This is a genomic window from Yoonia sp. SDW83-1, from assembly GCF_046762885.1.
GTDB lineage: Bacteria > Pseudomonadota > Alphaproteobacteria > Rhodobacterales > Rhodobacteraceae > Yoonia.
Genome location: NZ_JBKQXO010000026.1, coordinates 19,088 through 40,140, shown reverse-complemented (window position 1 = coordinate 40,140; position 21,053 = coordinate 19,088). Strand labels below are relative to the sequence as shown.

31 protein-coding genes are annotated in these 21,053 nt (G+C 59.5%); 12 read left to right on the top strand and 19 right to left on the bottom strand.

The window, feature by feature from the left end:
• Positions 1-20: 20 nt before the first annotated feature.
• From era to folK, 13 genes are all read right to left on the bottom strand, one after another.
• Positions 21-938: a GTPase Era gene (era, locus tag ACFWW4_RS21075; protein ID WP_411892641.1), complete on the bottom strand. Its 918-nt coding sequence runs from the start codon at positions 936-938 to the stop codon at positions 21-23.
• Positions 935-1,615 (bottom strand): ribonuclease III, encoded by a 681-nt coding sequence (gene rnc / locus ACFWW4_RS21070; protein ID WP_411892640.1) that lies wholly within the window; start codon positions 1,613-1,615, stop codon positions 935-937. Before rnc ends, era begins: the two co-directional genes overlap by 4 nt.
• Complete coding sequence (gene lepB / locus ACFWW4_RS21065; protein WP_411892639.1) at positions 1,612-2,298, bottom strand: signal peptidase I; 687 nt, start codon at positions 2,296-2,298, stop codon at positions 1,612-1,614. The genes rnc and lepB (ACFWW4_RS21065) overlap by 4 nt, the downstream gene beginning before the upstream one ends.
• Before the next feature lie 3 nt (positions 2,299-2,301).
• Entirely contained in the window at positions 2,302-3,138 is an 837-nt protein-coding gene (lepB, locus tag ACFWW4_RS21060) for a signal peptidase I (RefSeq protein ID WP_411892638.1), read from the bottom strand.
• Positions 3,139-3,189: 51 nt separating this feature from the next.
• The gene (gene acpS, locus ACFWW4_RS21055; protein ID WP_411892637.1) at positions 3,190-3,591 is read right to left on the bottom strand and encodes a holo-ACP synthase; all 402 of its coding nucleotides are present in this window, start codon (positions 3,589-3,591) and stop codon (positions 3,190-3,192) included.
• A gap of 109 nt (positions 3,592-3,700) precedes the next feature.
• Positions 3,701-4,015, bottom strand: a complete 315-nt coding sequence (locus tag ACFWW4_RS21050; RefSeq protein WP_411892636.1) for a Dabb family protein — start codon at positions 4,013-4,015, stop codon at positions 3,701-3,703.
• On the bottom strand, positions 4,012-4,494 hold the full coding sequence (locus tag ACFWW4_RS21045) for a nucleoside deaminase (RefSeq protein ID WP_411892635.1): 483 nt from the start codon (positions 4,492-4,494) through the stop codon (positions 4,012-4,014). The genes ACFWW4_RS21050 and ACFWW4_RS21045 overlap by 4 nt, the downstream gene beginning before the upstream one ends.
• Positions 4,491-5,117 carry a LysE family translocator gene (locus ACFWW4_RS21040; RefSeq protein ID WP_411892634.1) on the bottom strand — a complete coding sequence of 209 codons (627 nt, stop codon included), beginning with the start codon at positions 5,115-5,117 and terminating at the stop codon, positions 4,491-4,493. Before ACFWW4_RS21040 ends, ACFWW4_RS21045 begins: the two co-directional genes overlap by 4 nt.
• Positions 5,114-5,869, bottom strand: coding sequence for a pyridoxine 5'-phosphate synthase (locus ACFWW4_RS21035; protein WP_411892633.1), 756 nt, complete (start codon positions 5,867-5,869; stop codon positions 5,114-5,116). Before ACFWW4_RS21035 ends, ACFWW4_RS21040 begins: the two co-directional genes overlap by 4 nt.
• 33 nt (positions 5,870-5,902) lie before the next feature.
• Positions 5,903-6,580: a DUF2062 domain-containing protein gene (locus ACFWW4_RS21030; RefSeq protein ID WP_411892632.1), complete on the bottom strand. Its 678-nt coding sequence runs from the start codon at positions 6,578-6,580 to the stop codon at positions 5,903-5,905.
• A complete protein-coding gene (locus ACFWW4_RS21025) occupies positions 6,558-8,717 on the bottom strand; it encodes a RelA/SpoT family protein (protein ID WP_411892631.1) in 2,160 nt (719 codons plus the stop codon). The genes ACFWW4_RS21030 and ACFWW4_RS21025 overlap by 23 nt, the downstream gene beginning before the upstream one ends.
• 588 nt (positions 8,718-9,305) lie before the next feature.
• Complete coding sequence (rpoZ, locus tag ACFWW4_RS21020) at positions 9,306-9,659, bottom strand: DNA-directed RNA polymerase subunit omega (RefSeq protein WP_393932340.1); 354 nt, start codon at positions 9,657-9,659, stop codon at positions 9,306-9,308.
• A gap of 208 nt (positions 9,660-9,867) precedes the next feature.
• On the bottom strand, positions 9,868-10,461 hold the full coding sequence (folK, locus tag ACFWW4_RS21015; RefSeq protein ID WP_411892646.1) for a 2-amino-4-hydroxy-6-hydroxymethyldihydropteridine diphosphokinase: 594 nt from the start codon (positions 10,459-10,461) through the stop codon (positions 9,868-9,870).
• Positions 10,462-10,553: 92 nt separating this feature from the next.
• Here folK and ACFWW4_RS21010 point away from each other — a divergent pair, with 92 nt between their 5' ends.
• On the top strand, positions 10,554-11,126 hold the full coding sequence (locus tag ACFWW4_RS21010; protein ID WP_393932336.1) for an NYN domain-containing protein: 573 nt from the start codon (positions 10,554-10,556) through the stop codon (positions 11,124-11,126).
• Between the two features lie 228 nt (positions 11,127-11,354).
• Here ACFWW4_RS21010 and ACFWW4_RS21005 read toward each other — a convergent pair whose 3' ends face one another.
• Positions 11,355-12,098: a class I SAM-dependent methyltransferase gene (locus ACFWW4_RS21005; protein WP_411892630.1), complete on the bottom strand. Its 744-nt coding sequence runs from the start codon at positions 12,096-12,098 to the stop codon at positions 11,355-11,357.
• 49 nt (positions 12,099-12,147) lie between these two features.
• Positions 12,148-12,357: a hypothetical protein gene (locus ACFWW4_RS21000; protein WP_411892629.1), complete on the bottom strand. Its 210-nt coding sequence runs from the start codon at positions 12,355-12,357 to the stop codon at positions 12,148-12,150.
• A 195-nt stretch (positions 12,358-12,552) separates the two neighbouring features.
• Here ACFWW4_RS21000 and ispH point away from each other — a divergent pair, with 195 nt between their 5' ends.
• Positions 12,553-13,503 carry a 4-hydroxy-3-methylbut-2-enyl diphosphate reductase gene (gene ispH, locus ACFWW4_RS20995; protein WP_411892628.1) on the top strand — a complete coding sequence of 317 codons (951 nt, stop codon included), beginning with the start codon at positions 12,553-12,555 and terminating at the stop codon, positions 13,501-13,503.
• Positions 13,500-13,901, top strand: coding sequence for a RidA family protein (locus ACFWW4_RS20990; protein ID WP_411892627.1), 402 nt, complete (start codon positions 13,500-13,502; stop codon positions 13,899-13,901). Before ispH ends, ACFWW4_RS20990 begins: the two co-directional genes overlap by 4 nt.
• Here ACFWW4_RS20990 and ACFWW4_RS20985 read toward each other — a convergent pair.
• Positions 13,898-14,089 (bottom strand): hypothetical protein, encoded by a 192-nt coding sequence (locus ACFWW4_RS20985; protein ID WP_411892645.1) that lies wholly within the window; start codon positions 14,087-14,089, stop codon positions 13,898-13,900. The two genes, ACFWW4_RS20990 and ACFWW4_RS20985, sit on opposite strands and share 4 nt — an antisense overlap.
• A gap of 14 nt (positions 14,090-14,103) precedes the next feature.
• Positions 14,104-14,298, bottom strand: a complete 195-nt coding sequence (locus tag ACFWW4_RS20980; RefSeq protein WP_411892626.1) for a hypothetical protein — start codon at positions 14,296-14,298, stop codon at positions 14,104-14,106.
• Between the two features lie 10 nt (positions 14,299-14,308).
• Between ACFWW4_RS20980 and ACFWW4_RS20975 the strand changes: the two genes are divergently transcribed.
• The 9 genes from ACFWW4_RS20975 to ACFWW4_RS20935 all read left to right on the top strand — a co-directional run bounded on the left by ACFWW4_RS20975 (position 14,309) and on the right by ACFWW4_RS20935 (position 19,176).
• Positions 14,309-14,629 carry a hypothetical protein gene (locus ACFWW4_RS20975; RefSeq protein WP_411892625.1) on the top strand — a complete coding sequence of 107 codons (321 nt, stop codon included), beginning with the start codon at positions 14,309-14,311 and terminating at the stop codon, positions 14,627-14,629.
• A 124-nt stretch (positions 14,630-14,753) separates the two neighbouring features.
• Positions 14,754-15,281 (top strand): putative glycolipid-binding domain-containing protein, encoded by a 528-nt coding sequence (locus ACFWW4_RS20970; RefSeq protein ID WP_411892624.1) that lies wholly within the window; start codon positions 14,754-14,756, stop codon positions 15,279-15,281.
• Positions 15,278-15,892, top strand: coding sequence for a LysE family translocator (locus ACFWW4_RS20965; RefSeq protein WP_411892623.1), 615 nt, complete (start codon positions 15,278-15,280; stop codon positions 15,890-15,892). The genes ACFWW4_RS20970 and ACFWW4_RS20965 overlap by 4 nt, the downstream gene beginning before the upstream one ends.
• Positions 15,893-15,968: 76 nt before the next feature.
• Positions 15,969-16,418: a DUF3429 domain-containing protein gene (locus ACFWW4_RS20960; RefSeq protein WP_393932320.1), complete on the top strand. Its 450-nt coding sequence runs from the start codon at positions 15,969-15,971 to the stop codon at positions 16,416-16,418.
• A complete protein-coding gene (locus tag ACFWW4_RS20955; RefSeq protein WP_411892622.1) occupies positions 16,419-17,015 on the top strand; it encodes a methyltransferase domain-containing protein in 597 nt (198 codons plus the stop codon). It begins immediately after the preceding gene.
• Entirely contained in the window at positions 17,008-17,454 is a 447-nt protein-coding gene (gene rnhA / locus ACFWW4_RS20950; RefSeq protein WP_411892621.1) for a ribonuclease HI, read from the top strand. Before ACFWW4_RS20955 ends, rnhA begins: the two co-directional genes overlap by 8 nt.
• Entirely contained in the window at positions 17,454-18,146 is a 693-nt protein-coding gene (locus tag ACFWW4_RS20945; RefSeq protein ID WP_411892644.1) for an alpha/beta fold hydrolase, read from the top strand. Before rnhA ends, ACFWW4_RS20945 begins: the two co-directional genes overlap by 1 nt.
• Positions 18,131-18,838: an RraA family protein gene (locus ACFWW4_RS20940; RefSeq protein ID WP_411892620.1), complete on the top strand. Its 708-nt coding sequence runs from the start codon at positions 18,131-18,133 to the stop codon at positions 18,836-18,838. The genes ACFWW4_RS20945 and ACFWW4_RS20940 overlap by 16 nt, the downstream gene beginning before the upstream one ends.
• A gap of 134 nt (positions 18,839-18,972) precedes the next feature.
• Positions 18,973-19,176: a hypothetical protein gene (locus ACFWW4_RS20935; RefSeq protein WP_411892619.1), complete on the top strand. Its 204-nt coding sequence runs from the start codon at positions 18,973-18,975 to the stop codon at positions 19,174-19,176.
• A 55-nt stretch (positions 19,177-19,231) separates the two neighbouring features.
• Here ACFWW4_RS20935 and ACFWW4_RS20930 read toward each other — a convergent pair whose 3' ends face one another.
• Positions 19,232-20,203, bottom strand: a complete 972-nt coding sequence (locus ACFWW4_RS20930; RefSeq protein WP_411892618.1) for an NAD(P)H-quinone oxidoreductase — start codon at positions 20,201-20,203, stop codon at positions 19,232-19,234.
• A 62-nt stretch (positions 20,204-20,265) separates the two neighbouring features.
• Positions 20,266-20,964, bottom strand: coding sequence for a COQ9 family protein (locus ACFWW4_RS20925; protein WP_411892617.1), 699 nt, complete (start codon positions 20,962-20,964; stop codon positions 20,266-20,268).
• Positions 20,965-21,053 lie beyond the last annotated feature (89 nt).

The following is a 21,053-nucleotide window of genomic DNA, read 5'->3' as shown; positions in this document are numbered from 1 at the left end:
TCAAGCCCGGGACGGGTGGTTTATGCATTGCCATCTTTGAAATCGAGGCCCATTTCAGAATAGCGCTCCGCATCTTCCAGCCAGTTTGGCCGCACCTTGACCTGCAGGAACAGATGCACGCGCCGCCCCAGAAACTCCTCCAGCTCCAGCCGGGCCGCCTTGCTGACCGCCTTGATCGTCTCGCCGCCCTTGCCCAGCACGATGCCCTTGTGTCCGTCGCGGGCGACATAGATCAATTGGTCGATCCGGGCCGATCCATCGGGGCGTTCTTCCCAATTTTCGGTCTCGACCGTCAGTTCGTAGGGCAGTTCCTGATGCAGACGCAGCGTCAGTTTTTCGCGGGTCATTTCGGCGGCGATCATGCGCATCGGCAGATCAGCGATCTGGTCTTCGGGATAGAGATACGGGCCTTCGGGTACTTGGGTCACCAACCAGTCCCGCAGGGCATCGCAGCCATGCCCACGCTCTGCCGAGATCATGAAGGTTTCGGCGAACGGATAGGCGTCATTCATGTCCTTTGTCAGGGCCAGCAGCACCTCTGATTTGACCTTGTCGATCTTGTTGATGGCCAAGGCTACAGGGCTTTTACCGGCCCGGTCTGCCAGTGTTTCAAGGATCGTTTTTACGCCGTCCGTCACACCGCGATGCGCCTCGACCATCAGAACAACCACATCGGCATCGGCCGCCCCGCCCCAGGCGGCGGCGACCATGGCCCGGTCCAGCCGGCGGCGCGGTTTGAAGAGCCCCGGCGTGTCGATAAAGATCAGCTGCGCATTTTCGGCCATCGCCACGCCACGAATGCGCGCGCGCGTGGTTTGCACCTTATGCGTCACGATGGACACCTTGGCCCCCACCATACGGTTGAGCAGAGTGGATTTGCCAGCGTTCGGTTCACCGATCAGGGCGACAAAACCTGCTTTGGTCGGGGCATCGGTCATGTATCGACTTTCTTTAATAGCGCGCTGGCGGCGGCCTGTTCAGCCTGCCGTTTGGAGCCGGCCGTGGCCTGTTCGGCAGGGCCGGAGGCGAGCCGTACTTCGATTGTAAAGACAGGTTGGTGGTCCGGTCCAGTGCGGCCCACTTCCACATATTGTGGCGGCACTTCACCGCGCGCCTGCGCCCATTCCTGCAAGGCGGTTTTGGCATCGCGGGCATCTTCGGCCACGTTGTGAATGCGCCTGCCCCAAAGCCGCAGGATGGCGTCGCGGGCCGCGTCAAAGCCGCCATCGATATAGATTGCGGCAAGCACCGCCTCCATCGCGTCGGCCAATAGTGCCTCTTTCCGCCGACCGCCTGATTTCATCTCGGAGCGACCCAGTTTTAGAACCTTGCCCAGATCAATCTGACGGGCCACATCGGCGCAAGCCTCGCGCCGGACAAGGGCGTTGTAACGCGGTGCCAATAGGCCTTCGGGAGCGGATGGATCGGCCTTCAACAGCGCCTCGGCCATGACAAGCCCCAGCACACGGTCGCCAAGGAATTCCAGCCGCTGATTGTCATCCCGGTGCGGGCTGACCATGGAGGAATGCGTGACAGCAAGTACCAGATGTTCAGGCTGACGGAACTGATAGCCAAGCCGTTCGGAAAACGTATTGAGGTCTGCGGACAGTTTCATTGCACCGGCCTGAAGTAGCGGTTAGAACGCCAGTTTGAAACATCGGCCAAAGACCGGCCCGCCGATGAAAACAATATGCGGGCAACGCGGCGGCGGACATTTTCGGCGGGTACAAAGCCGACGCCACCGCGCAACCGGTCGATGCGGCTGTCAACGGAGTTGTCGCGGTTGTCGCCAAGCATAAAATATTGGCCTTCTGGCACTGTGAACACGCCGGTATTGTCGGTGGCGCGATCCCCGATATTCAATATGGCATAACTGATGTCATTCGGCAGCGTCTCGATCTGCTGCTGTTTCTCGCAATCCCCGCCTATGCCGACTGGGTCATTGGCGCATGCGGGCCACCCACCGACGGGACCTTGCGGTTCCATAACTTCGATAAAACTTCCGTCACTCTGCAGATCAACGGGTTGATCGTTGAGCGTTAGCCCCCCATCCACCATCTGCACCCGGTCACCCGGCAGGCCGATCAGTCGGGCGATAAAAATGGCGTCATTGGTCGGGTGACGGTAGGCGAGGACATCGCCACGCTCTGGCGCGCCCCACAACGGGGTGGCAACGACGTAATCTCCTACCAGCAAGGTCGGTTTCATCGATCCGCTGGGGATCCAGTACGGTCTCCAGTAAAACACGGCACCGATCAACGCGATGGCCAGTGGCAGTCCGATGATCACGTGCCGCACGGATCAATCCAATGCCTTGAAGAACCGGTCGCTGCGCCACGTCCAGAAGGCGAGCATGGACCGTCCGGCGGACGAGAACATGACGCGGTCGGCCCGCCCGACGATATCCTTGCGTTCGACAAAACCGACACCGCGGCTGGCCTGGGCCACGCGGCTGTCGGTGGAGTTGTCGCGGTTGTCGCCCATGAAGAAAAACTGCCCTTCCGGCACTGTGAAAACACCGGTGTTATCCGTCCGGCGGTCGCCGATATTCAGGATGGCGTGGCTGACCCCATTGGGCAGGGTTTCGATCTGGCGTTCCTTTTCACACACGGCCCCAAGGCCTACGGCACCGTTTGCACAGCCCGGCAACCCGCCCAGCGGTCCCTGCGGTTCATAGGTTTCCACGAACACACCTGCATCTTCGACCTGAACCGGCTCATCATTGATGTGAAGCCGCCCATCTTTCATCTGGATGCGATCACCCGGCAGGCCGATCAGGCGCTTGATAAAGTCGCGCCCATCGACGGGATGGCGGAACACAACGATATCGCCCCGTTCCGGATCAGAACCGAACAGCCGGTCGTCATAGCCTTCAAACCAGCCGCAGAAATCTTCCGCCCCAAGATCGACCCCGATCTGGGGGATGCGGATTGATGGGCAGGAGGCATAGGAATACCCGTAAGCCATTTTATTCACGAATAAAAAATCGCCGATCAGCAGCGTGTCTTTCATCGAACCGGACGGAATCCAGAATGGCTGGAAAAAGACGGTGCGGAAGATACCGGCGATCACCAGCGCCCAGAACACTGTCTTGATCGTCTCGATAATGCCGCCGATAAAGCCTTTTTTCTCGGCCATTTTGATATCCTTTGAACGTTTGGGGCTACATGAGGCTGCGCGCCTGTACTGTCAAGCGATGGGCCGCGCCTCGATCACCACAAAGGCCTGCGCCCAGGGGTGATCATCGGTCAAAGTCACGTGAATAATCGCCTCGTGACCGGGTGGGGTCATCTTGTCCAGACGTTCCTTGGCCCAGCCGGTGACATGCATGATGGGCTGGCCGCTGCGCAGGTTGGTAACCGACATGTCCTTCCACGCGATGCCCATGGCGAGGCCGGTGCCGAGTGCTTTGGAGCATGCTTCCTTGGCCGCCCAGCGTTTGGCGTAGGTGCCGGCGACGTCCTTGCGCCGTTCGGCCTTGGCCTGTTCGATTTCGGTGAAAACACGGTTGCGGAAACGGTCGCCGAACCGCTCCAGCGTGCCTGCGATCCGGTCGATATTCGCAAGATCGGTGCCGACGCCGAGGATCATGAAAACCCCGAAAAAACGCTGTCGGCATCGCGTCGGATCTGCGTCGGCAAAACGTCGGACCCCATCGTTGCGGTTCTGTAAGCTTTCCAAGAGGATTTTGTGGCAGTCATCACGCGCCCATGTCCAGATCAATCACCATGATCCCGTCCGCCCCGCCCTGGCAAAGCGCCACAAGACGTGCGCCCAGCGCACTGTGCTGCGCGTCGTTGGCATATGTGTTCAGCGCGTCGGCATCCCCAAACGTCCCGACAAAACCATACGGGTATTGCGCGGATTTGTTTTCGAAATCCCGGTTGGGTCCGTGTTCGAAATCGGTGAACCCCGGCAGGTGATCAACCAACGCCGCAAGCTGCTGCATGATGTCGGCCAGTTCGCCTGCGTCGTGATCGGGGGTCAGCGCCATAAGAACGATGTGTCGGATCATTGGCTGTCCTTTGCCGCGTAGATATGGGCCACCCGGTCTTCGTCCAGCCCGCCGTGCCATTCAAAGGCCCCGTCGCAGGCGGCGTGGAAATCCGTGATCGTCAGTTTTGGAAAGCGGAAATATTCGGGTTTGGTATTGGCCTGCTGGGCGGCAAAGATCACCCGGTCGATCCGCGCCCAGCGCATCGTCGACAGGCACATCTCGCAGGGCTGGCAGGACGCGATAAGGGTAGCCCCAGACAGATCACGTGTGCCCAGCGCGTCAGTGGCCTTCGCGATGGCCACAACCTCTGCATGGCGGCTGACATCGTTGGTATCCGCGGCCTCGTTCCTGGCGGTGGCCACGACCTGATCATCCATGACGATGGCGGCAGTGAAAATAATGGATTTGCCTTGGCGTTTGAGGTCGCAGGCGTGATCGGTGACGGCGCGCATGGCGTCGCGTTCGGCATCGGTGACCTGCAGTTTGCCGATGCTCATGCCGCAATCCGGGTTGTCAGGATCTTGAGGCTCGCCGCGCCGAACAAGAGCGCAAACGTGGCTTCGAACCAGCGGCGCATACGGGTGTAGCCTTGCACGACTTTCCCCGATGAGAACAAGAACGCATAGCTCAGGAACACCAAGACCCCGCCCGAATAGAGAAAGCAGAACATGAAGGCGAGATCCGTGCCGCTGGCATCCGCCGGCAGTGTGATGGCGTAGATCGCACCCCAACTCAGGATCGCTTTCGGATTGGTCAGGTGCACCAGGGCCCCTTTGGCATAGATGCGCGAGGGCGTGCCGGTTTGTGCCTTTCCTGTCAGGCCGGGCTTGTCCGACATGGCGGAGCGCAGTGACTTGGCGGCCAGATACATCAGATAGGCGGCACCCGCGTAGCGCAAGACTTCGAATACCCAGGCGTGGGCCAGCATCAACGCGCTGACGCCGAGCGCTGCGGCAATGCCCCAGGTGGCCCCGCCTGTCAGGATGCCAAGAGCAAAGAGGACCCCTGCCCGCCTGCCCAGCGCCATGGAGGTGCTGGCAATCCCCAATGTCGCGGGACCCGGGCTGGCGCCTGCAAAAACCCAGGCAAGCCAGATTGCCACGAGTTCAAACCCGCTCATGTAGGTTGTCCGGCGCGGGCGGCGTCCATGATCCGCCGCATTTCGGTGATGGCGGGGGTCAGGCCGCGAAAGATCGCTTCGCCGATCAGGAAGTGACCGATATTGAGTTCGACCACCTGCGGCAGGGCCGCGACGGGGCCGACGCAATCGTAGGTCAGACCGTGGCCTGCATGCACCTCAAGCCCGAGGCTGTCGGCGAAAGCGGCCATGTCGGTGAGTTTCTTGAGTTCCTCATCCCGTTCGTCGAACCGCCCTTCGGCATGGGCGTCGCAATAGGCGCCGGTGTGCAGTTCGATGACCTGCGCGCCGATCCTGTGCGCGGCTTCGATCTGGCGCTGGTCGGCGGCGATGAAGATCGACACCCGGCAACCGGCATCGCGCAGGGGGGCGATGTAATGGGCGAGCGCGTTTTCTTCTCGGGCGACTTCGAGCCCGCCTTCGGTTGTCCGTTCCTCGCGCTTTTCCGGCACGATGCAGACCGCGTGGGGTTTGTGGCGCAGCGCGATTTTCTGCATTTCTTTGGTGGCCGCCATTTCGAAGTTCAGCGGCGTCTTGAGGGCGGCCATCAACCCTTCGATATCGGCGTCAGATATGTGCCGCCGGTCTTCGCGCAGATGTGCGGTGATTCCATCTGCCCCGGCCTCTTCCGCCATGATGGCGGCGCGGATCGGGTCAGGCACGGCCCCGCCACGCGCATTGCGCACGGTGGCCACGTGGTCGATATTTACCCCAAGGCGCAGTTTTTCGGTCATCGGCGTTCCCCTTTTACGGCCAACCTAGCGCGGTCACTGACCCGCGTCATCCGCAGATGGCGTCTTTTTCGTCAGCTGCTCAAGCTTGGCGCGCAGCGCCTTTTTGCGCCGCTTTTGGTAGGCGGTGATCAGGGGCACAGCAAAGTAGTAAGCCACCGTCCCACAGATGAGGCCCGGGATGATCCCGCCGATCATGTAGGGGTAGAACACCTCGTGATAGAAATCGATCAACCCGTGCCAGTCGGCAGTGGCCGGAGTGAACATCGCCATGAAATTATGCCACAGGTCAGAAAACGCATTGCCGAACTGGCAACCAAGGGCGCAGAAGTCTTCGGGGATGTCTTCGCCGATGCCGATCAGTTTAGCGTCAAACGGGCGCCCCAGCAGCAGATAGCCGGTGCCGAGCGATGCATAGCCGATCGGGATGTAGGTCAGGGGGTTGCCAAAGAACGTCGCCAGCAAGGACGCAAAGACATTGCCCCGCATCAGCAGCGATAATCCGGCGGCGATGACAAAATGCAGGCCATAGAACGGGGTAAAGGTGGTAAAGACGCCCGCCGCGATCCCGCGCGAGATTTTTTCCGGCGTGTCGGGCAAACGCCGGATCCGATGTTTGACGTAGTGCGCCGCCCTTGTCCAACCGCCACGGGGATAGAAGAAGTCGACGACAATCCGCCAGATCGGCCGTCTATCCCTGCGTTTGAACACCAAGACTCGTCTTCCTTCCCGTACTGGCGAGACCGGGGTCCCGATACCGCGCGATGGAGGACACGTTGCTTTCAGCCTCGAGCGCGGTGATGACGCGATGCAGATGCTCTGCGTCGCGCAGATCCACGTCAATCAGCAACCTAAAATAGTCCGGTTTCCGGTCAATGAATCGCAGGTCAGAGATATTGGCGTTCTGTTCCCCGATCAACGTGCAAACCCGCCCCAGCACACCGGAATCATTTGTGATTGTTGCATCAAAGGTAACAGTATTGACCGGGCTGTGCGTCCCTTCATGCCAGCGCAAGTCAATCCAGCGTTCGGGCTGGTCTTCGTAATCGGCCAGCGCCTCACAATCGATGGCATGGATTTTGACCCCGTGACCGCGATAGGTGATCCCGACGATCCGTTCACCCGGCACAGGCTGACAGCAGGGGCTGCGCTGCTGGACCTGATCTGCAGCAAGGCCCACAACGGCGCGGCCCTGGTCAATCTCGTCCCCTTGCTTGTTTTCCAATTCGGGATAGATCGCGCGCACAACGTCGCGCCCGGTGATTTCGGCACTGCCGAGTTGTGACAGAAGATCACTGACCGTGTCGATGGCCAGCGCCTTGGCCGCTGTGCGCAAGGCCTTTTCGGTTGATCGCTTGCCCACATTCTCAAACGCCACCCGCGCCAGTTCCCGCCCAAGCCGGATGAACCGTTCCCGGTCTTCCTCTTTCAGGCTGCGCCGGATGGCTGTTTTCGCGCGGCCGGTGACAGCGATGTCGATCCACGTGGCCTGCGGGGTTTGTCCTTCCGCAGTGATGATATCGACCGATTGTCCGTTTTTCAGCCGGGTCCAGAGCGGGACGCGCAACCCGTCAACCTTGGCCCCCACGCAGGCTGACCCGATCCGGGTGTGGATCGCGTAGGCGAAATCGATGGGGGTGGCCCCGCGCGGCAGTTTGATCACGTCGCCCTTGGGGGTGAAGCAGAACACCTGATCGACATACATCTCAAGCTTGACGGCTTCGAGGAATTCATCGTGGTCCTGGTCTTCGTCCAGACGTTCGGTCAGGGATGAAATCCAGTGGACCGGATCGACGGCGAACCGGTTTTCGACCCGCTCCCCGTTCTTGTAGGACCAGTGGGCGGCGACCCCGGTTTCTGCAACCTCGTGCATTTCGCGGGTGCGGATTTGGACCTCGACCCGTTTGCCGTCGCGCCCGGACACGGTGGTGTGGATCGACCGGTAGCCGTTTGATTTCGGTTGGCTGATATAATCCTTGAACCGTCCCGGCACCGCCCGCCAGCGTTGGTGGATCGCACCAAGGACGCGGTAGCAATCCGCCTCGGTCGCAGTGATGATGCGGAAACCGTAGATGTCGGACAGGCGGCTGAACCCCTGATCCTTTTCCTGCATCTTGCGCCAGATCGAATAGGGTTTCTTGGCCCGACCGACAACATCGGCCTGAATGTTGGCCTTTTCCAGCTCAACGCGCATATCAGCCGTGATCTTTTGCACCACATCGCCTGCTTCACGCTGCAGCGTGATGAACCGCCGGATGATCGAGTTGCGCCCTTCGGGGTTGAGGACGCGGAATGACAGATCCTCAAGCTCTTCACGCATCCATTGCATCCCCATGCGGCCAGAGAGTGGGGCGAAAATATCCATCGTCTCGCGCGCCTTTTGCGCCTGCTTTTCGGGGCGCATGGATTTGATGGTGCGCATGTTGTGCAGACGGTCGGCGAGCTTGACGAGGGTCACCCGCAGATCGCGCGATGTCGCCATGAAGAGTTTGCGGAAGTTTTCGGCCTGTTTGGTTTCGGTCGAGTTGAGTTGCAGGTTGGTCAGTTTTGTGACCCCATCGACCAGTTCCGCAATTTCGCGCCCGAACCTTTTTTCCACGACTGCAAAAGACGCTTTGGTGTCTTCGATCGTGTCGTGCAGCAAGGCGGTCACGAGGGTTGCGTCATCCATCTGCTGTTCAGCAAGGATACCCGCGACCGCGACAGGATGCGAGAAATAGGGTTCGCCGGAATGACGAAACTGGCCCTCATGCATTTGCTCACCAAAGACAAATGCATCGCGCAGCAGGGACTCGTTCGAGCGCGGGTTATAGGTACGGACCAGTGCAATGAGATCGTCCGCCGTCGTCATCTGGTTCTGCGCCTTTCATTGCACGGCCGGTCTAGGGCATCTGGTGGCGTTGCCTGATACGGCGTGCCACATGTTTCTGGTCACAATCGCCCGTTTCTAAGCAATTGAACGACAAAGGAATAGGCTATTTCTAACGTCGCTGGCGCAGAAATCAGCATTTCCGGCAGATTTGCTTTGGACTGCGCTTCTTACCACCCTGACAACGACATTATTGTCCGCCGCGTGACCCCGCATTCACGTCATTCGTTGCGCCGAGAGTTCCCGCCATCAGAGAGTCGGGGGTAAGCCATGCCGCGTCACGCTGACCAATGCCACTATTCTGGCCAGACTATACACAATCGGCGCATGATTTTCCCGGACATTCACCAACCGGGCATGTGTGCGACAGCGTTTTGCAGCCCGCTTCGTTTGGGGAAGAGAACGATGGTCATGAAGAACAAACTTCCGTCAACGCGGTCGGGTTTGGCGAAACCGCCCGGTCTGGATGTAACCTGACCATCGCAACGCAAAAGAAAACCCCGCTCAGGATCATCCTTATCGGGGTTCTTTATCTCTGTGCGATCGGAATGACACCGCAGCTTGGCGCGCTTAACGCTGCCCTTGCGCCTCCATCAGCGCACGCAGCAATTTCTCTTCTGACATGTCGTCTTCGACAGGTTTGTCGGTTTCGGCCCCCATCAGCAGCGACATGCTGTCTTCTTCCGGTTCATCAACCTCGATCTGGGTCTGGTTGGCCTCGATCATGCGCTCGCGCAGATCGTCGGCCTGCTGGGTTTCTTCTGCAATCTCGCGCAGGGATACAACAGGGTTCTTGTCGTTGTCGCGGTTCACCGTGATCGGCGCACCGGCGGAAATTTCGCGGGCGCGATGGGCCGCAAGCATCACAAGCTCAAACCGGTTGGGAACTTTATCGACGCAATCTTCGACGGTGACGCGGGCCATAGGGCATACTCCTGCAGTCAAGAGGTGTTTCAGAAGCCGCCTATCTATTGGGTTCAAGGGGGATTGACAAGCCCTGCAAACCTGCTGCCGCAGAGTTTTTCAGGGGGTTGAGATACATTGCCCCGAGATCAGTTTTTACGTCGACAACCCTGGTCAGTCGATCCTGACCGTTTTGGGTCGTCACCCGCATGTCTGGCGGTCACCTATTCTATTGGCCGAGCGGGACAACCGAGGCGATATCGTCCTCAGCGCAGGCCGACAGCATTTGCGAGATAGTCTGGTCCAGAACTGGATGCCGCCAGTCCGGTGCGACGTCTGCCAGCGGCACCAAGGCAAAGGCGCGGTCCTGTACCCGCGGATGCGGCAGGATCAGTTGATCGGGGGTTGCCTGGGTCTGGGCATCGGGCGGCAGGTCGCGCCAATGCGTCTGTGTTTGCACATCAGGGCAGACCGTATCGCCCAATCCGATCAGGTCTATATCGAGTGTGCGCGGCCCCCAGCGGACGGTTCTTGCGCGCCCTGCTTCGGCCTCAACCCCGTGCAAAAGAGCCAGCAAATCGTGAGGTGACAGAGCTGTGACAAAGGCCATTGCCGCATTCACGAAATCGGGACCGGACCCTGGCGGAAAGGCCGGCGTCTGGTACAATCCGCTATATTTTGCGGTGACTTGCGCGGCCTTGGATACCGCTGTCATGGCTTTTTGGACAGTTGCCGTTGCGTCACCCCACGGGGAAATATTATTACTTCCTAATGTAATAAGCGCCAAACCCCCGCCGACGCCATTTTTCTCTACTTGCCACATGGTGATAAAGCCGTACATTAATTTCATCTTGCGCACACATACCACTCACACAGGGACAACACTGCAAGACATACAATTTGGAAGGACAATTTATGTTTTATCGGGACGAGCGATTGGCGCTCTTCATCGATGGATCAAATCTATACGCAGCGGCTAAGTCACTCGGGTTTGACATCGATTACAAACTGCTTCGTCAGGAATTCATGCGGCGCGGTAAGATGCTTCGGGCATTCTATTACACCGCTTTGCTTGAAAATGACGAATACTCTCCGATCCGCCCACTCGTGGATTGGTTGCATTATAACGGGTTTACCATGGTCACCAAACCGGCCAAGGAATATACCGACAGCATGGGCCGGCGTAAGGTCAAAGGGAACATGGATATCGAACTTGCTGTCGATGCCATGGAGCTTGCCCCCCATGTGGATCACGTGGTTCTGTTTTCGGGCGACGGGGACTTTCGCCCGCTGATCGAAGCGCTGCAACGCAAGGGCGTGCGTGTGTCAGTGGTGTCGACCATCCGCAGCCAACCGCCCATGATCGCCGACGAACTGCGCCGTCAGGCGGATAATTTCATCGAACTGGACGAATTGCGTGATGTGGTGGGACGACCCGCACGCGAACCACGTCCGGAACCGGCGGAAGAGGTCGCCGAGGAAAGCTGACGCCTCCTTGGTGAAGGCATTTTCTGCAGAATACAAATAGGCGGCATCATTGCAGAGAATGATGCCGCCGATCTCTTCAAATACCCTTCCCCACAAAATCTTTTTGGATCGAGCGGCGACGATGCGCATCTGCCCGGTCCGGTAATACCTTGTTTTATAGGATGTTTCTGACTCTCGGGCATTGACATTTCTCAATGCATCAGCGGTGTGCGTGATGTAACGGAGCGATCACCTGTGCGGCTTATGCGCGATGTAAGGCACGCTGATCCTGCGCAATGAGGTGCCTTTGTCAAACCGTAACGCATGCGGGTTTTCAAAGCCGACCGACAACAGCAAAGGGTGCATATCCGTGACGGCAATCCGATGCGTTTGCCAGCGGATCTGGATGTATGTGGCCAATGCTGAGCGTGTGGTTACGCAGGCAATCAGGCAACCGCCCGGCTTCAGGACGCGCCGGAACTCGGCCAGGGCTGTTGCCGGTCGCCCCAGATGCTCGACCGTGTGCGCGGTCATGACCACATCGAAACTGTCATCTTCATAAGGTAGCGCCGTGATATCCCCCTGCCTGAGATCAAGGCGAAATCCGGTTTCAGCCAAGCGCTGGCCCGCTTCGACCAGCATGCGATGAGACAGGTCGATGCCGCTGAGCTGCAGGGGACCGCGTACAATTTGGCCCAGCGCAAGCGACAGGGCACCAGTGCCGATCCCGGCATCCAAAACCTGCGGCCTGTCCTGATCAAAGGTGCCGCGCGGGAAGGCTTGCTGCAGCATGGTCGCATAGGCGTTCACCACGCCAAGCCGCCTGAGCTTCGCGTCCCATGTTGCAGCATGTTTGTCATAGAGCGTGGCCAGTTGTGTGGGATCCAACGGGCGTCGGCCGATCGCAATCTGCCAGGTGCCAAACCATCGCTGATATACAGGGATGACGTGATCGGCCGCCCCCAACACAGAGGAAGTGGATTCAGGTTTCATCGGTTTATCTTTTCAGATTACGCGCGGGACAGGTGACCCGGCGAAGAATTCATCGCCGGAACGACATGTTCCGATTGAGGAAAGGGACAACCGGCCAACGCCGTCCGGACAGAGGTGAGCGCACTACGCGCTGTGCCATCAGCCAGAGCGGGGCAAGACCGATCTGTGTGATGCGGATCATGCCATAGCCAAAAGCCAAAATTCCGGACAGGATAAGCCAGGTCGGTGGGTAACGGTCGAGTGTGGCGCGAATATGCATGGTCATGCTCCTTTCGCCGCCTTATCAACCATGCGCATTTCAATGAGAATTGTCTGAATTCGTATCGCGGGCATGCAAAAATGTATGGAGCGTCGCCCGTTGTCGCCGCCACTGCACGCCTATTCGTCACACCCCGCTATGCTGGACCTCAGCCCGCTGACGGATTACGTCTGTAAGCAACACCGGAGGATCCAGATGTCCAAACCACCCCTGACCTTGTATCTTGCCGCCCCGCGCGGGTTTTGTGCCGGTGTTGACCGGGCGATCAAGATTGTCGAGATGGCGTTGGAAAAATGGGGCGCGCCTGTCTATGTCCGCCACGAGATTGTGCATAACAAGTTCGTCGTGGATGGCTTGCGCGACAAGGGGGCTGTCTTTGTCGAGGAACTGGATCAGTGCCCCGATGATCGCCCCGTTATCTTTTCCGCGCATGGTGTTCCAAAGGCGGTCCCTGCCGCAGCAGCCAAGCGCGAAATGATCTATGTCGATGCCACCTGTCCGTTGGTTAGCAAGGTTCATATCGAGGCGCAGCGCCATGCCGATAACGGGTTGCAGATAATCATGATCGGTCATGCTGGTCACCCGGAAACCGTGGGCACGATGGGGCAATTGCCCGAGGGTGAAGTTCTTTTGGTTGAAACGGTCGAGGATGTGGCGGCAGTGCAGGTGCGCGACCCGGCCAAGCTGGCCTTTGTCACGCAGACGACCCTTTCGGTTGACGATACCGCCGATATCGTGGCCGCCCTGCAGGCGCGCTTTCCGGCCATCGTCGGGCCGCATAAGGAAGATATCTGCTACGCCACCACTAACCGGCAGGAAGCGGTCAAGGCGATGGCCCCCAAATGCGATGCGATGCTGGTTGTTGGTGCCCCCAATTCATCAAATTCCAAGCGACTGGTCGAGGTAGGCGCGCGGGCCGGTTGCAACTATGCCCAGCTGGTTCAGCGCGCCACCGATATCGACTGGCGCGCACTTAACGGGATCACGTCAATGGGTATCACGGCAGGTGCATCGGCCCCGGAAGTACTGATCAACGAGGTGATTGACGCCTTTCGCGCCCGGTTCGACGTGATTGTCGAACAGGTCGTCACCGCCGAGGAGAACGTGGAGTTCAAGGTGCCGCGCGTATTGCGCGAACCGGCGTGAGCCATCGCGCGGTTTATCCCGACGGTCTAAGCGCCGCAGACATACCGCTGAGGCTGTCGCCGGGCGTCATTTCGCATGGGCATCTGTTTCTTACCGGTATGACCGGCAGCGCGCCCGATGGCACCATGTCAAGCGACCCTGAAACCCAGTTTCGCGCTGCATTCGACAAGATCGACGGTCTGCTTGCCGCAATCGGCGCGGATTTTGGTGCTGTGGTTGAGATGACAAGCTATCACATCAACATGGCCAGACATTTTGACATGTTTGAAAAGGTGCATGGCGACTATGTCCGCCCGCCCTACCCGGCCTGGACCGCGGTCGAGGTGGCTGGATTGCGGCGCCCCGGCGCGCTGGTCGAAATCCGCGTCATTGCGCGGGCTGATGCGCCTGAACCCTAGTCCTTGAGCAGTGTCGTCAGATACGCAACAGCCTGTGCGCTGCGCTGTGCCATTTCCGCCTGCGTGGGTTGGGACACCCGTCCGATGACCCGCCTGATCTGCAGGTCACCAACCAGAAGCCCCAGATAGAGCTCTAGCGCATCGATAACGCTGTCAAAGTGCAACTGCCCCCGGTCACGCGCTTGCAGAAGAACCTGCCCAATCAGCGGCCCGACGGTTCGCGCCCTTGTTGCGAGATGAATGCCCCTAATTCACCGCTTAGATCTGCAGCTGCGGCCCGGTTCAGCGTGACCGCCCGCGCGCCCAGCAGCAGATCGAGCAGGATCGGTCCGATATGACGCAGTGTTTTGATCGGGTCGTCCTGCATGTTCAGGTGATGCTCCAACGCCTGCCGCACCTGTTGCGCGTTGTCACTAAAAAAGCCCAGTCTTGTCCCCGTACCATTCATAAAGCGTCTCGTTCGAGGCGCGGGCCTTGCAGCCGCGACGTCTGCGGCGGCGGCGGCCATCATCATCGGGCCGCTCTCTGGCCGATATGCAAAGGCGCTGACCGTCTTTGCGGCGGTCGCCGCGCTGATCTCATTCGGGCCGCAGAAATACTTTGATGCGCAGTTTGCGCTGATCTGGCCTGCTGTTTTGTCCGGCCAGCTTGCCGTTCTGATCATTCTGACACAAGTTCTACGCCATGCATCGCTTGGCCCGAACCGCCCCGCCACCGTCACAGCTTGACCTCCTACAACGACACTGGACAGATATTCGAGAACACAGAATGATCTGCACAAGCCGATCAACCGGGGATATTCATGATCAGTCTGCACATTGCTTTGCCCGCAGTTCTTGTCTGCGCGCCGTCGTGACACGGGATCGCATCACGACGATCGCATGGGATTGGGGCGCGGACGGCGCGGACCATGCCGAGATCGTCCGCAACCCCGATGGATGGCAGATTTCCGGCGCAAACGGCGCGACTCGCTACCGGATCACGACCGATGCATCCGGCGCGGCCAAGTACCTGAACGTCACCACAACGCGGGAATTGACCCTGCGCCGCGACAGCCAAGGCTGGCGGTATCCCGACGGCAGGTTGATCGCAGGCAGTGCCAATGCGCTTGACCCCGACATTGCCTGCACTGCGCTGACCAACACCCTGCCCATCAGGCGGTTGGGTCTGGCCATCGGCGCGAAAGCGGAAATCGACGTTTTATATATTCCGGTACCTGTGCTGGAACCGGCCATTGTCCGCCAGTGCTATACCCGACAGGCGGACGGATATCTTTACGAAAACCGAGACTCGGGCTTTCGCGCGTTTTTGTCCGTGGACGCCGAAGGATGGGTCACCCACTATCCGGGTGTTTGTGATATGATGGAGCCTTCCCCATGATCAGCCTGCAATTCATTTTGACCGCAATTGTGGTCTGCATCGCCCCAGGTACGGGGGTCATCTACACGCTGGCCTTGGGGCTGGGTCAGGGTCGTCGCGCAGCGATTGCTGCGGCGGTTGGATGCACCCTGGGGATTGTTCCGCACCTTGCTGCTGCGACACTGGGGCTGGCCGCCCTGCTACATTCCAGCGCGGTCCTGTTCCAGATCGTCAAATTCGCAGGTGTCGCCTATTTGCTGTACCTCGCCTGGCAGGCGCTGAAATCGGATGGTGCGCTGTCGGTCAAAGGGGACGCAGTGGCACAGCCCGTTACGCGCATCGCGTTGCGCGGTGCCCTGATCAATATCCTGAACCCGAAACTGTCGATCTTTTTCTTGGCCTTGCTGCCGCCGTTTCTGTCGGGCAATCCAACCACGGTGATGGCAGAGATGATCCTGCTGGGCGGTATCTTCATGGTGCTGACATTTGTCATCTTCGTACTTTACGGAGTCTTTGCCGCCTTTGCCCGCATGTGGCTGTTGCAAAGCAAGGAGGTCATGCGCTGGCTGAACCGGTCCTTTGCGGCGATCTTTGCCGGATTGGGGCTGCGTCTGGCGTTTGAGAAGGCTTAGGCGGCATCGGCATTTGCTGCGGCGGGGGAATGAAGGTAAACGAGGCGAGACCTGACAGACTGATCGCAGAAATCGCATGAACGCCATCCCCCGCTCTGCCCTGATCCTTGGCCTTGCCGGCCTGCTGCCGTTTCTTTGGGGGGCGTTGACCGTGCTGCGCCCCGAGCTTGGCCTGTGGGGCCAGATGAACCTGGGCGGGCGGTTTGTCGGACCTTATGTGCAGTTGTTCTATGGGGCTGTCATTTTGTCATTCATGTCTGGCGTGTTGTGGGGTTTTGCGACCAAAGCGACGGGCCGGACCGCGACAGCCGGTTACGTTCTTTCTGTTATCCCCGCCCTTTGGGCGTTTTTCATGACCGGCGGCGGCCCGGTTGCGGCTGCGGTCAATCTGATCGTGGGGTTTCTGGCCCTTCTCTTGCTGGACTGGCATTTCTGGCGGCTTGAACTGGCCCCTTCCTGGTGGATGCATTTGCGGGTGCTGCTGACCGCGATTGTCGTTCTGTCCTTCCTGCCGGTGGTGTTTTAGATGGCGGATGAGAAAACCATCGCCATCTATGATGCCAAGGCGGCGGATTACGCCCGGCTGGTCACGATGGACACGCCTGATACCAGCCTGCAGACCTTTATTGATCTGATCCCCGCCGGTGGTCGTGTGCTGGACCTAGGCTGCGGGCCCGCCGCGGCCTCGGCCCATATGCGCGCGGCGGGGCTGGACCCGGACCCGGTGGATGCATCGCAGGGCATGGTTGATCTGGCCAACCAGACCCATGATATTGGCGCGCGGCTGGCCACGTTTGATGATGTCGACGCTGAAGGCGCATATGCAGGCGTCTGGGCCAATTTCAGCCTGCTGCACGCCCAGCGCGACGCCCTGCCCCGTTATCTGGCCGCGCTTTATCGCGCGCTTGAATCTGGTGGCATCATTCATGTGGGTATGAAAACCGGCGAGGGCGCGGGCCGTGATGGTATTGATCGGTTCTATACCTACGTGACTGTGGCGGAACTGCAGGGCCTGCTGACAGATGCCGGTTTCGTGGTCATCTTTACCAAGGAAGGCCGCGAAAAGGGGATGGCAGGCACGATGGACCCTTTTGTGATCATGCGGGGGCGCAAGCATGCCTGATCTTTACGCCTACACGGACGGGGCCTGTTCAGGAAATCCCGGCCCCGGTGGCTGGGGTGCCTTGCTGATTGCCCGCGAAGGTGACCGGGTGGTCAAGGAGCGGGAATTACATGGCGGTGTCCCAGAGACGACCAACAACCGGATGGAACTACTGGCCGCCATCACCGCACTTGAGACGCTGAGCAAACCGACAAAGGTAACCGTGGTGACCGACAGCGCTTATGTGAAAGACGGGATCACCAAGTGGATCCATAGCTGGAAACGCAATGGATGGAAGAAAAAGGGTGGACTGAAGAATGTCGACCTGTGGCAGCGCCTTGATGCCGCCGCTGCCCGCCATGATGTGACATGGGAATGGGTCAAGGGCCATGCGGGCCATCCTGAAAATGAGCGTGCCGACGAGTTGGCCCGGGCGGGCATGGCCCCGTTCAAGCCATGATGGAACCGCTGCTTTTTCTGCCCGGCATGATGTGTGATGCCCGGCTTTATGGTCCGCAGATTGCTGCTTTTTCGCATGAAAGGCCCGTCATGGTCGCGCCCTTTGGTCTGCATGAGACGGTGCAGGCGGTTGCGACGGAAGTGCTGGCACAGGCTCCACCCCGCTTTGCCCTTGCTGGCCTGTCCATGGGCGGGATTGTCGCGATGGAGGTGATCCGGCAGGCGCCTGAGCGCATCACAAGGCTAGCCTTGCTGGATACAAACCCCAAGGCGGAAGCCGAGGCGATTGCCGCCCGCCGAGAGCCGCAGATCGCCAAGGTGCAGGATGGCCAGTTGCGTGCGGTGATGCGGGATGAAATGAAGCCGAATTACCTGACCGATGGGCCGCAAATGGGTCAGATCCTTGATCTGTGCATGGCGATGGCGGAAACGGTTGGGCCCGCTGCATTTGTTGCCCAATCCCGCGCTTTGCAGTCCCGACCCGATCAGCAGGACACGTTGCGGCGCGTGGCTGTACCGACCCTGATCCTGTGTGGTGAGGATGATGTACTTTGCCCGCTGCACCGGCATGAACTGATGCATGATCTGGTCCCCGGATCGACCCTGACCGTCATAAAAGGCGCGGGCCATCTGCCCACGCTGGAACAACCCGACGCAACGAATGAGGCATTGGCAGAATGGCTGAACCGGTGATCCCTGACGATCTGCTTGCGCTTCTGCAGCGGGTCGATACCCCTACCGTCTGCAACGCGATTGAGGTGGCCCAGGGCAAGCGCGGTTTTGACGCCTATACCAAGGGGACGATGCAATGTTCGGCCCCCGACCAGTCAATGGTGGGGTTTGCCCGGACAGCAAAGATCGCGGGTCGCGAACCGCCCACCGAAGCGCCGGATGTGATCCGCGCCCGCAGGCTGGATTACTTCCGGAATATGGCGGCGGGTCCCCGCCCTGCCATCGCCGTGCTGGAGGATGTGGATTACCCCAATTGCGTCAGCGCGTGGTGGGGCGAGGTCCACACCAATGTGCATAAGGGGTTGGGGCTGAATGGCGCCCTGACCAACGGGGTGATGCGCGATCTGGGTGATCTGGCCGAGGGGTTTCCCGTTGTGGCAGGCTCCATCGGGCCAAGCCATGCATTCGTGCATGTGCGCGAACTGGGCACGCCGGTGAATGTGTTTGGGATGAGAGTGCAGCAGGGTGATCTGGTACATGCAGACCGGCATGGCGGGCTGGTGATCCCGCCAGAGGTGATCCCCGATCTGAAGGATGCGATTGAGAAAATGTGGGCGGGCGAACAGATTATTCTGGGACCGGCGAAGCAGGCTGATTTCGATCTGGACAAGCTGTTGGAGGCTTGGGCCGCGTTTGAAAAGGCGCGGACCTGAGCATGAGGAATGAAAGCCGCCCTGCAAGACTGTCACGGCGGTGATTCAACGAAAGTTCGTCACGGTGACGCCCCGTTAAGGTCATTATTGATGTGCATGGTCGATGGATAGATTACCATTGGACCGTTGAAGATATGCGCCGCCTGATCATCCTTTTGCCCCTGCTTCTGTCAGCCTGCATGTTTGGCAACAGCCATACCCGTGCGATGCAGGACACATCTGCGGCCATGGCCGAGGATCAGACGTCAGAGCAGGTGCGGACCCAATACTGGCGGCAGCAATCGACATTCTATACAACGACGCCTTGGCGATCCCCTCCGGTCAACGGACGCAACTAGGGCAGACAAACTTTCGCCGAAAGTTTGTAGCCAAATTCTTGGAAGAATTTGGGCGTCAGGCGACTTTCAGGACGATCTTTCCGATATGGGCGCTGCTTTCCATGCGTGCATGGGCCGCTGCGGCATCTGCGAGCGCGAATTCCTGATCCATCACCGGGGCGATGGTGCCTACGTTCAGCAAAGGCCAGACATGTTCGCGCAGCTGGTCGGCGATCCGCGCCTTGGCAAGGTCGGACTGCGGGCGCAGCGTTGATCCGGTCATGGTCAGCCGCCGCGTCATGAGCTGGACGAGGTTCAATTCCACCTTGGGCCCTTGCAGGAACGCGATCTGCACCAATCGGCCATCATCTGCCAGTGCTTGCAGATTGCGCTGGATGTACGGGCCGCCAACCATGTCGAGGATCAGGTCGGCCCCGCCTTCGGCTTTCATGGTCTCGACAAAGTCAGCCTCGCGATAGTTGATCGCCTGTTCGGCCCCCAATGCCACGCAAGCGGCGCATTTTTCGTCCGACCCGGCGGTGGTGAAAACACGCGCGCCTTTGGCCTTGGCCAGCTGGATAGCGGTTGTTCCGATACCGGAGCTTCCGCCATGGACCAGAAACCGCTCGCCCGCCTGCAGCCCGCCGCGCATGAAGACATTGGACCAGACAGTGTAGAAGGTTTCCGGCAGGCAAGCCGCCTGTTTCAGGGTCAGCCCATCCGGTACGGGCAGGCAATGGGCCGCAGGTGTGGCAACATATTCGGCATAGCCACCGCCCGGCAGAAGGGCGCAGACCTGATCGCCCACAGAAAGATGTGTGACACCCGCCCCGATTGCGGTGATTTCGCCCGCAGCTTCGAGGCCGGGAAGATCGCTGGCGCCGGGCGGCGGGTTGTAGAGGCCTGCACGCTGCAATGCATCGGGACGGTTCACGCCAGCATAGGCGACCTTGATCACCACCTGATCATGTGCCGGTTCGGGCATGGAGCGTTCAGTCAGCGCCAGAACCTCTGGTCCGCCGGGTTTGGTGATTTCAACTGCTTGCATCTGCTTGCCCCCTATTCGTTCGAGGCAAGATATGGGCCATTACGCCAGCCTTGGCCAGTTCTTCAGGTCTGATCCCGCCACATACCGGGCAGATCGACCGGCGGCACCTTTGTCGGTGCTTTGATCGCACCCAGCATCCGCGACAGCGGTCCGGTCACAGGTTTCAACAGCGGGTTCTGCTTTACCTGCGCTTTCACCTTTTCAAACTGCATCACATCGTCGATCCGCCGGTCGATGAAGGCGTCCGTGGCCTGACCATCAAGACTGTCGTCACCGAGCCAATAGAGCCCGACCGAGCCATAGACGCCCGACAGCGTCATCCGCTTGGTATACCAGTTGATATCGCGTGACGTGTCACCCAGCGCGTCCCAGATTGCGTCAGCGGTCCCCCAGATCAGCTTGGTTCCGTCAGGTGCCATATGAGGCAGCGCAAAAAGCGCGGTGCCCCGGCGCACGGCCTCTTTGTCATCAATCGCACGGATGCGCAGCCGCAACGCATGAGCGACCTTGTCGCGAAAGCGCATGTCGGACATGTCCGCCCGCTTGAGTGCCGCGACCATAATCGCATCGCCGCGCTGATGATAGGCAACCGCCAGATCGACCGCACCGCGCGGGCAGAGCGTTTTGGCGTGGGCCGGATCCAGCCCGACCTCGGCCACGGCTGCGTTGAAGGCAACGGGCGCCCAACCGTCAAAGGCCACATGCGGCAGGATGGCATCGATCAGTTTATCTTTGGCGGGGTCAATCGGGGCGGTCATCATCTGTCGTCCTCCATGTCGGTGGCACTAGACAAACTAGCACGCCTTTGCTACATGCCCACTTCCTGCAATTTTTGCAAATCCAACTTAGA

Excerpts from the sequence above, each read along its gene's own strand:
- era (WP_411892641.1), bottom strand. The coding sequence starts at position 938 with ATGACCGATGCCCCGACCAAAGCAGGTTTTGTCGCCCTGATCGGTGAA.
- rnc (WP_411892640.1), bottom strand. The coding sequence starts at position 1,615 with ATGAAACTGTCCGCAGACCTCAATACGTTTTCCGAACGGCTTGGCTAT.
- lepB (WP_411892638.1), bottom strand. The coding sequence starts at position 3,138 with ATGGCCGAGAAAAAAGGCTTTATCGGCGGCATTATCGAGACGATCAAG.
- acpS (WP_411892637.1), bottom strand. The coding sequence starts at position 3,591 with ATGATCCTCGGCGTCGGCACCGATCTTGCGAATATCGACCGGATCGCA.
- ACFWW4_RS21050 (WP_411892636.1), bottom strand. The coding sequence starts at position 4,015 with ATGATCCGACACATCGTTCTTATGGCGCTGACCCCCGATCACGACGCA.
- ACFWW4_RS21045 (WP_411892635.1), bottom strand. The coding sequence starts at position 4,494 with ATGAGCATCGGCAAACTGCAGGTCACCGATGCCGAACGCGACGCCATG.
- ACFWW4_RS21040 (WP_411892634.1), bottom strand. The coding sequence starts at position 5,117 with ATGAGCGGGTTTGAACTCGTGGCAATCTGGCTTGCCTGGGTTTTTGCA.
- ACFWW4_RS21035 (WP_411892633.1), bottom strand. The coding sequence starts at position 5,869 with ATGACCGAAAAACTGCGCCTTGGGGTAAATATCGACCACGTGGCCACC.
- ACFWW4_RS21025 (WP_411892631.1), bottom strand. The coding sequence starts at position 8,717 with ATGACGACGGCGGACGATCTCATTGCACTGGTCCGTACCTATAACCCG.
- rpoZ (WP_393932340.1), bottom strand. The coding sequence starts at position 9,659 with ATGGCCCGCGTCACCGTCGAAGATTGCGTCGATAAAGTTCCCAACCGG.
- folK (WP_411892646.1), bottom strand. The coding sequence starts at position 10,461 with ATGTGGCAAGTAGAGAAAAATGGCGTCGGCGGGGGTTTGGCGCTTATT.
- ACFWW4_RS21010 (WP_393932336.1), top strand. The coding sequence starts at position 10,554 with ATGTTTTATCGGGACGAGCGATTGGCGCTCTTCATCGATGGATCAAAT.
- ACFWW4_RS21005 (WP_411892630.1), bottom strand. The coding sequence starts at position 12,098 with ATGAAACCTGAATCCACTTCCTCTGTGTTGGGGGCGGCCGATCACGTC.
- ACFWW4_RS21000 (WP_411892629.1), bottom strand. The coding sequence starts at position 12,357 with ATGCATATTCGCGCCACACTCGACCGTTACCCACCGACCTGGCTTATC.
- ispH (WP_411892628.1), top strand. The coding sequence starts at position 12,553 with ATGTCCAAACCACCCCTGACCTTGTATCTTGCCGCCCCGCGCGGGTTT.
- ACFWW4_RS20965 (WP_411892623.1), top strand. The coding sequence starts at position 15,278 with ATGATCAGCCTGCAATTCATTTTGACCGCAATTGTGGTCTGCATCGCC.
- ACFWW4_RS20960 (WP_393932320.1), top strand. The coding sequence starts at position 15,969 with ATGAACGCCATCCCCCGCTCTGCCCTGATCCTTGGCCTTGCCGGCCTG.
- ACFWW4_RS20955 (WP_411892622.1), top strand. The coding sequence starts at position 16,419 with ATGGCGGATGAGAAAACCATCGCCATCTATGATGCCAAGGCGGCGGAT.
- rnhA (WP_411892621.1), top strand. The coding sequence starts at position 17,008 with ATGCCTGATCTTTACGCCTACACGGACGGGGCCTGTTCAGGAAATCCC.
- ACFWW4_RS20945 (WP_411892644.1), top strand. The coding sequence starts at position 17,454 with ATGGAACCGCTGCTTTTTCTGCCCGGCATGATGTGTGATGCCCGGCTT.
- ACFWW4_RS20940 (WP_411892620.1), top strand. The coding sequence starts at position 18,131 with ATGGCTGAACCGGTGATCCCTGACGATCTGCTTGCGCTTCTGCAGCGG.
- ACFWW4_RS20935 (WP_411892619.1), top strand. The coding sequence starts at position 18,973 with ATGCGCCGCCTGATCATCCTTTTGCCCCTGCTTCTGTCAGCCTGCATG.
- ACFWW4_RS20930 (WP_411892618.1), bottom strand. The coding sequence starts at position 20,203 with ATGCAAGCAGTTGAAATCACCAAACCCGGCGGACCAGAGGTTCTGGCG.
- ACFWW4_RS20925 (WP_411892617.1), bottom strand. The coding sequence starts at position 20,964 with ATGATGACCGCCCCGATTGACCCCGCCAAAGATAAACTGATCGATGCC.